The sequence below is a fragment of the Gracilimonas sp. genome, assembly GCF_035704785.1.
Lineage (GTDB): Bacteria > Bacteroidota > Rhodothermia > Balneolales > Balneolaceae > Gracilimonas.
The window spans coordinates 1-7523 of record NZ_DASSWP010000126.1 but is presented as its reverse complement, the minus strand read 5'-3'; the positions used below and the strand labels follow the sequence as shown (position 1 = coordinate 7523).

General features: G+C 42.0%; 9 protein-coding genes. 2 read left to right on the top strand and 7 right to left on the bottom strand.

Features of this window, described 5'->3' with window-relative positions; all coding sequences use genetic code 11:
• Positions 1 to 240 precede the first annotated feature (240 nt).
• The 5 genes from VFM80_RS07570 to VFM80_RS07550 form a co-directional block, all read right to left on the bottom strand.
• Entirely contained in the window at positions 241 to 681 is a 441-nt protein-coding gene (locus VFM80_RS07570) for a hypothetical protein (RefSeq protein ID WP_395071122.1), read from the bottom strand.
• A gap of 428 nt (positions 682 to 1109) precedes the next feature.
• Positions 1110 to 1397, bottom strand: coding sequence for a hypothetical protein (locus tag VFM80_RS07565; protein WP_395071120.1), 288 nt, complete (start codon positions 1395 to 1397; stop codon positions 1110 to 1112).
• A complete protein-coding gene (gene tsaE, locus VFM80_RS07560; protein ID WP_395071118.1) occupies positions 1397 to 1834 on the bottom strand; it encodes a tRNA (adenosine(37)-N6)-threonylcarbamoyltransferase complex ATPase subunit type 1 TsaE in 438 nt (145 codons plus the stop codon). The genes VFM80_RS07565 and tsaE overlap by 1 nt, the downstream gene beginning before the upstream one ends.
• A 219-nt stretch (positions 1835 to 2053) precedes the next feature.
• Positions 2054 to 3595, bottom strand: coding sequence for a response regulator (locus VFM80_RS07555; protein ID WP_395071117.1), 1542 nt, complete (start codon positions 3593 to 3595; stop codon positions 2054 to 2056).
• A gap of 115 nt (positions 3596 to 3710) precedes the next feature.
• The gene (locus VFM80_RS07550; protein ID WP_395071115.1) at positions 3711 to 4241 is read right to left on the bottom strand and encodes a ComEA family DNA-binding protein; all 531 of its coding nucleotides are present in this window, start codon (positions 4239 to 4241) and stop codon (positions 3711 to 3713) included.
• A 95-nt stretch (positions 4242 to 4336) separates the two neighbouring features.
• Here VFM80_RS07550 and VFM80_RS07545 point away from each other — a divergent pair, with 95 nt between their 5' ends.
• Positions 4337 to 5125: an alpha/beta fold hydrolase gene (locus VFM80_RS07545; protein WP_395071113.1), complete on the top strand. Its 789-nt coding sequence runs from the start codon at positions 4337 to 4339 to the stop codon at positions 5123 to 5125.
• 34 nt (positions 5126 to 5159) lie between these two features.
• Here the strand turns inward: VFM80_RS07545 and VFM80_RS07540 are convergent, their stop codons facing one another.
• Together VFM80_RS07540 and VFM80_RS07535 are read right to left on the bottom strand one after the other, a co-directional pair.
• Complete coding sequence (locus VFM80_RS07540) at positions 5160 to 6002, bottom strand: RluA family pseudouridine synthase (protein ID WP_395071111.1); 843 nt, start codon at positions 6000 to 6002, stop codon at positions 5160 to 5162.
• 58 nt (positions 6003 to 6060) lie between these two features.
• A complete protein-coding gene (locus tag VFM80_RS07535) occupies positions 6061 to 7011 on the bottom strand; it encodes a rhodanese-related sulfurtransferase (RefSeq protein WP_395071109.1) in 951 nt (316 codons plus the stop codon).
• A 78-nt stretch (positions 7012 to 7089) separates the two neighbouring features.
• Here VFM80_RS07535 and VFM80_RS07530 point away from each other — a divergent pair.
• Positions 7090 to 7523: hypothetical protein (locus VFM80_RS07530; RefSeq protein WP_395071107.1), on the top strand; the 434-nt coding region annotated here is incomplete at its 3' end.

Here is a 7523-nt window from a genome sequence, read left to right as displayed (position 1 = left end):
CGTCCATCTCACTATCAAATCTCGTGCTCGATTTCGACACTTGGACTGGAGGTCCGTGCAGGTATTCCCAACCGGGAGGTTGGGAATGATGGGAAATTAATTTATCGGGCATATGAGGTTATCAAGCGAGGAACTCCTCATGTTAAAACCAATGCACATGTAATGGCTTAAGAGTTGACTTAGTCTTAGAATTCGCAACGAGGGTAGAATGAAAAACCGGCAGAACATCCATGATCTTTTTTATTCATAAAATTCTAAAAAAGTCTCATGCTTTAAATATGATTCAGCAACTAAAAGTTCGATAAAAAAAATCTTGGTATTGTGCCCTATTTCAATTTTATCATGACTGACACTGTCTATTGATGTAAAAACAAAATTATTTATACTATCTATCTGTTTTGGTTCTTCAAGTGCAATAAAATGATAGACGAAGGGATCTATTGGTTCATATAGATTTTCAGCATATTCTTCTAAGTATTTCTTCGCTTTCTCCTCTGTTCTATATTTATGCCTTAAAATTTTAAATGATGTTCTGTTAGATTTTTGACTTGTGTTTTTTGTAATAAGTTTGTTATTACTTTTATATAAAATATATAATTCTCTTGGCGCATTATTCTGAGAATATGCATTACCTCCAAACAAAAAAAGAATTGCATAAATTGTTGTTTTAATCATTGACATGGTGGATTATTCTGAATAAGATTATATTTCTTGAATCTTTTTCACAGTATTGAGATTTTAATGTTTGCTCTTGAACCAGAGCGAATCATGAGAATTTTATTGATGTCAGGGTGGGATGCTGTTAAAAAGTACCTCTCCGCTTATTGCATAAATCACCCAAATAACACATCCAGTATCATTATTGAAATAGGGGGATTATCAGTTAATAAACGGATAAAATTTCAAAATAAGCAAGGCTGGAAACAGATTCCGATCCATAATGGATGCTTAATTAGTTTAAGGCAGAGCCTCTATAGAGTATTCCGGAGCAGACAGCCGAACGAGGAGCTAATCCTCTGAGGGTACCCCTGACCCAAACAAGTAGGAAGCTTTGTAAAGCCTTGAAGAAGCTTCGGAAGTATCCCGACTGACTTGCTCGGTGTCCCCCCTCACCGACTCTTCAACACACCGGACAAGTTTAGTTTATGAATGGGAATAAGATAAGAGGAAAGCATTTCGTCTTTGTGGATACCCAGTTCCCCGGTTCCGCGAAAATCGACCATGCATATTTTTTCGGCGGTTTGCACTACTTCTCCAATGCCGTAATACTCCGGGCTGGGACCGTAATAAACCAGGTCACCGGTGCGCAACGTATTTTTTGCCCGCCGGTGATAGGGTAGGATCACGGGGAGGAGGTCAAGCCGATAAGAGAGTTTACGATTTTGTGAGAGTGCCATCAACCTTGCTGCTTTTGATGAATACTGATTGTTCGTTTAGAATCCGAAAGATGTGAAATTTTTATCCAAATCGCTTCATCCGGAATAAGGGAGTCTATGATCCCCGGCCATTCGACTAAACAAACGCCCTCTCCATAGAAATATTCCTCAGCGCCGATTTCAAGGGCTTCCTGCTCGCTTTTTAATCGGTAACAATCAAAATGATACACAGGAAGTTCACCGGAATATTCATGGATCAACGTGTAGGTTGGTGAACTTACGCTTTCGGGATCGATCCCAAAATAAGAAGCCACTCCTTTTATAAAATGGGTTTTGCCGGCTCCAAGATCTCCTTCAAGACAGACCACATCTCCGGGTTTAAGTTTTTTGCCAAACTCATATCCTGTCTTAATGGTTTCCTCTACGGAATGACTTTCAATGGGTGCTGTCAGATCCATCAGTGAATTCGAAAGTTAATTTTGCAATGCCCAAAGATAACATGGAATTGATACATTTTTAGTGAAAATTTGAGTGTTCTGGTGTTAAAGTGCGACGGTGTTAACGTGTTACCAGGATTGAAAATGGTAACACGTTAACACCATAACACAGTCGCACCGTAACACAAAAACAAACACCCAACTAACGAATAACGAATCAACGATTAACCAAACCCCGGGCTATTTCGGTTTTAAAGTGGCCACGGGTAAGATCACTTCCTCCATCGAAGCGCCTCCATGCTGAAACGTATCTCGGTAGCGATTTTGGTACCGGTGGTAGTTGGTGGGATATACGAAGTAATAATCTTCCCTGGCGATCATATAATTATTGATGGTCCCGATTTTAGGGAGTCGATATTGCTGAGGGTCATCCATAAAAATAACAGCGTCAGATTCTTCGGCCTTTAAATTGCGTCCGTATTTATACCGGAGGTTAGTGGCGGTATCTTTATCTCCATACACTTTGGTGTCTCGCAGGGCCCGTACGGAACCGTGATCAGTAGTAATTATCAAAGTGACGTCTTCTTTGGCCAACCCTTTAAACATTTGAAGCAATGAAGAGTGCTGAAACCAGGCCTCAGTTACGGATCTGAAAGCTGAGACATCCGGCGCCAGTTCTTTAATGACGTCTGAGTCGGAACGGGAGTGAACCAGTGTATCCACAAAATTAAAAACAAAGGTTGCTAGCTTAGACTGTGCATAACTTTGGATCTTGTCTGCAACTTTGCGGCCGGCATCGGCATTCAGCATTTTTTCATACTTGAAATTGATATCAATTCCATGCCTCTGTAGCTGCCGTTTAAGTAATTCTTCCTCATGTCGGTTTAGGGAAGTTTCATCCTGCCCCTGCTCCCACAATTCGGGATACATACGTTCAATGTCGGATGGATATAACCCCGAAAAAATGGAATTTCTTGAGAAAGGTGTTGCGGTAGGTAAAATGGAATAGTAAAAATCAGTGTCGATGGAGAAATAGCTGGACAAGAACGGCTCAAAGATCAGCCATTGATCGTATCGCATACAGTCGATAACAAAGAACATGACGTGCTTATCTTTTTCAAGATGCGGATTCACGTATTTTTTGAAGATTTCCGGGGATAAAGTTGGACGGGAATCCTCTGTGCGCACCCAGTTTCTGTATTCCTGATTTAAGAATTTCCCGAACTCCTTATTGCCCTGCTGGAACTGGTCGGAGAGTACCTGCTGCAATCCTTCATCGCCGTCGCCGAGATCAATTTCCCATTGGGTGAGTTCTTTATAGACATCGATCCATTCTTTCCAGTGTGTGCCGGGGTGGATGCGGGAGGAAAGTTCATTGAATTGTTTTAAATATGTTTGGGCTGATTTTTCAGATTGAATACGGCTTCGCTCCAACAGGCGCTTGGTAGTGAGTAAGATCTGATTGGGATTAACGGGTTTGATCAGATAATCTGAGATCTTTCCACCGATAGCATCTTCCATAATGGACTCTTCCTCACTTTTTGTGATCATCACCACCGGAAGGGAGGGCTGCAGGGTTTTTATTTTTTCCAGCGTCTCGATGCCGCCCATACCGGGCATTTGTTCATCCAGAAACACGATATCAAATGGTTGGGAAGCGATCATGCTGACTGCATCGTCACCGTTAGTTACGGGAGTAATATCAAAACCTTTTTTTTCTAAAAATATGATGTGTGATTGCAGGTGATCGATCTCGTCATCTGCCCAAAGTATTTTTGGCATAAAATTATTGTTATTTAAATTTTGCCACGAAAACTCTAAATCACGAAAGTGGTAAATTGATTTCTCTCAAAATGCATTTTTTTGTGCTTTCGTGATTTAGTGGCAGTTAAATAATTTAATCTTTTAATTTAATGTATGGCCGGATATTCTCCAGCCGCTTTTCACCAATTCCTTTTACGTTGATCAATTCATCAATGGAATCAAAACCGTTATTTAACTTTCTGTATTCAATGATACGTGCTGCATATACCGGGCCGATTCCATCCAAAGTCTGAAGTTCAGCACTTGTTGCGGTATTAATGTTTATGATGCTGACAACCGGAAGCGTTTCATCATCCGTGGCCGGTTCATCTTCAACAGGCTCAGTATCGGGGATTTGTGTCTCACTAACTGTAAAATTTGGATTATATTTTTGTTCCAGTTCCTTTTCTTGTTGCACGATGATGGCGCTGCGTTTTTCGAACTCAGCCACGATCCCATCATAACGCTCTTGATCGTAGTTGAAGGCAGATTGCATCCAAAAATTCAACAGCAAGAGCATGAATAATAGTATTAACATGGCTGTAAAAGCCAGGCGCTCTTTTCTTGAGATCTGAAGTTTCTCGATCCAGAAAAATATTTTCCGTTTTAGGCTATTGAAGTTCATAAGGCTGAATATGGTTCAGAAGGTTTAAAAACTCAATATTAATTCGCTACTTGTTTCCCATCCGTGGAAGTGGGAAGTTTGGCAAAATTTCAGGCATGGCCACAAATAATATATTTACATATCAGCAGCAAAATTTAGCCTACGAAAAAGTAGGGGAAGGCAAACCTTTGGTGATATTACACGGGTGGGGAAGCAGTAAACGCGTAATGATGCCGGTGGCTCAGAATCTGGCACCTATTCGAACATCCTATGCGCTTGACCTGCCGGGCTTTGGGGATTCACCGGAGCCGTCCAAAGCATGGAGCATTGATGATTATGCCGATGCCGTTCAGGCTTTTATTGAATCATTGGATGAAGAAAAAGTGGATGTGCTGGTTCACTCATTTGGCGGACGAATAATGCTGAAATTGTGCGCTCGTGACTTCGGAAAAGCTCATATCGATAAAGTACTGATCACCGGCGGCGCAGGGATGAAGCCGAAACGATCCATGAAATTCTATTTCAAAAAATATACCGCCAAGACCCTGAAAGCTCCATTTACGATCCTGCCCGGTTCTCCCCGCGAAAAAGCTTTGGGATGGCTCCGCTCCACGTCACTTTGGAAAAGCCTCGGTTCCAGCGATTACAGCAAACTATCCGGCGTGATGAGAGAGACGTTTGTGAAATCGGTAAGTGAATATTTAGAATCAACCCTGCCAAACATCTCACATGAAGTGCTGCTTCTTTGGGGAAGAAACGATGATGCAACTCCGATTTATCAAGCCGAACGCATCGAAAAAGGAATTGAAAATGCGGCACTGGTAATTATAGAAGATGCCGGTCATTATGCATTTCTCGACAAACCCAAGCAGTTTGCGAGGATTGCGGAAGCTTTTTTTAAATAGATAAAAGATTTTAGATTAAAGATGTAAGATTTTTTTATGCAGTCTTTAATCTCATGTCTAACATCTCATATCTATCAAGATCCAGTTCCCACTTCACCCCAAGCTCCTCAATCTCCAACCCGGCATTCAGCAAACTGATGGCTGTTTTTTGAGCCTCTTTACTGCTTTTATCTCCATCAATCCTATAGATCGGATCGTCGATGATGGGGTAGCCCCATTGCTCCAGATGCAAGCGAATTTGGTGGGTGCGACCGGTTTTTGGGGAGCATTTTACGATGGCTGAATTTTGATCTCGTTCTACGACTTCAAAATGGGTGATGGCTTCTTTCGCGTGTTTGAGTCCCAGCTTACTTTCAAATACGAATCCGTTTTTGCGGCGGATAGGGGAGTCAATAGTAACAGAATCTTCATCGGGATTTCCGGCAACTACTGCATAATAGGTTTTCTTCACTTTCGATTCGCTGAAGCAAAGCATCGCTTTTTGGGCGAATTCTTTATTACGCGCAAAGAGAACGAGGCCGGAAGTTACCGAGTCAAGGCGATGCACAATTCGCAGATCCTGAAATCCTTTTTCCTCTAATATCTTAGTGAGTGAATTTTTGTTGAACCTTCCGCCGGGATGCATGGGAAGCGGAGCCGGTTTATAGACGATGAGGTAATCCTCAGTTTCCTTAAGAATCCTTACTTCGTCGGGGACTGAAGGCTCAATAACCTTTGGGTTATGATGAAAAACTTCATCTTGAAGCCTTAAGGCATATTGAGAGGTAACTTCTTTTCCGTTCACACCCACATGGCCGTTTTGGATCTTGTTCTCCCAAACTTTCACCCCGTGAAATGGAAAACGGGTGTGCATAAGATCAAGCAATGTTTTTCCCATAAATTCCGCTTTAACTTTAAACCGGTAGGTGATGGAATAGGGTTCTACTATTCGAATATTACGAGCATCCAACGGGGCGCTCCTTGAAGTCTTCTCCGAAATAATTGTACCACTTTCGGAAAGGTTTGAATGCATTCTCGGGATCAAATGGACGCTTGTATTCACTTTGGCGACACTCTTCGCTGCAGCATCCTTCCATTTGATGGGCTCCTTCTTCGGAGCAAACAAACAGCTTGTTGCATTCCATATTTGCGCAATTGATATAAGTATCAGCCGGCTTTCCGGTGATCTCGCATTGGGCGATAGGCTCAAGGTCTTTGGGGTTTACGGGCACAACCAAGCGGTCATCGAACACAAAGCACTTTCCTTTGAAATGCTTGCCGTCTTCTTCCTTGGCATAGCGCAGAATCCCGCCGTGCAGCTGATTTACATCTTCCCAGCCTTTTTCCTTCATCAACACAGAAAACTTCTCACATCGAATGCCACCGGTGCAGTACATCAACACTTTTTTGCCTTTGGGAATCTCGGCTTCTTCCATCCATTGTGGGAAGTCGTAGAAATTCTCAACATCAGGCTGAATGGCGCCTTCAAAGTGACCGATCTTTGATTCGTAATTATTGCGGACATCGATCATCACATAGTCTTCTTCTTCCATTACTCGCCGCCATTCCTGAGGCTCCAGATAATTCCCGCCGTTTTCGGGGTTCACATCATCCACGTGCAGGGCTACAATTTCATCCCGGGTTTTAACAGTCAGCTTTGGAAATGGAATATAATCAGACTCATCCTGTTTGAACTCAGTATCACTAAAACCGGGCAGCGACCAAAGGTAATTTTTGTATTCTTCGATCTGCTGATCTGTACCGGCAGCCGTGCCGTTGATCCCCTCATCAGAGATGTAGATCCTTCCCTTCAGGCCGATCTCTTTACAAAAAATTTTGTGGGCTTTACAAAATTGCTCCGGCTCATCTATGGGTTGGAAGTTGTAGTAAAGTATTACTTGAAACATTTTTCTCTTAAGTTATAAGAACTGATAAATTGTAGCGTTCATTATCTGCGAATCCCAAAGTTAAGCAAAATCCAAACAATGCATAAGAGTTCTGTTCAAATTATAATAGCTTTTGTGGCAATGATCATTGTTTCGGTGCTTTTTCCTAAGCTGATATATGGGCAGGATCGCTTACAAGATTCAAAATTGCTGGATATTCAGCATGCATATCAACGCGGAGAGATCGATGTGGAAACGGCAACTTTACAGCAATTCCGATTGCTGTATCAGCCTTCTGATAATTTTGGTCAGGAAAGAGAGATTATAAAATGTGCGACTCCCGCATTTATGTTTTTGCATCAACATAAGGATGAGCTATCCGGGGAAACCCTGAGTAAAATTGAAAATTATGAGGCGGTGAGGCTTTCATCAAAAAGTAAATTAGCCGAAGAAAGCTACATTTCTCCTTCCGGTAAGTTTGAGATCATCTATCAAACCTCGGGACCTGATTCAGTATCTCAAACGGACAATGA

Bases quoted from the DNA above. Each gene is read 5' to 3' on its own strand.
- VFM80_RS07570 (WP_395071122.1), bottom strand. From the start codon at position 681: ATGTCAATGATTAAAACAACAATTTATGCAATTCTTTTTTTGTTTGGA.
- VFM80_RS07565 (WP_395071120.1), bottom strand. From the start codon at position 1,397: ATGGCACTCTCACAAAATCGTAAACTCTCTTATCGGCTTGACCTCCTC.
- tsaE (WP_395071118.1), bottom strand. From the start codon at position 1,834: ATGGATCTGACAGCACCCATTGAAAGTCATTCCGTAGAGGAAACCATT.
- VFM80_RS07555 (WP_395071117.1), bottom strand. From the start codon at position 3,595: ATGCCAAAAATACTTTGGGCAGATGACGAGATCGATCACCTGCAATCA.
- VFM80_RS07550 (WP_395071115.1), bottom strand. From the start codon at position 4,241: ATGAACTTCAATAGCCTAAAACGGAAAATATTTTTCTGGATCGAGAAA.
- VFM80_RS07545 (WP_395071113.1), top strand. From the start codon at position 4,337: ATGGCCACAAATAATATATTTACATATCAGCAGCAAAATTTAGCCTAC.
- VFM80_RS07540 (WP_395071111.1), bottom strand. From the start codon at position 6,002: ATGGGAAAAACATTGCTTGATCTTATGCACACCCGTTTTCCATTTCAC.
- VFM80_RS07535 (WP_395071109.1), bottom strand. From the start codon at position 7,011: ATGTTTCAAGTAATACTTTACTACAACTTCCAACCCATAGATGAGCCG.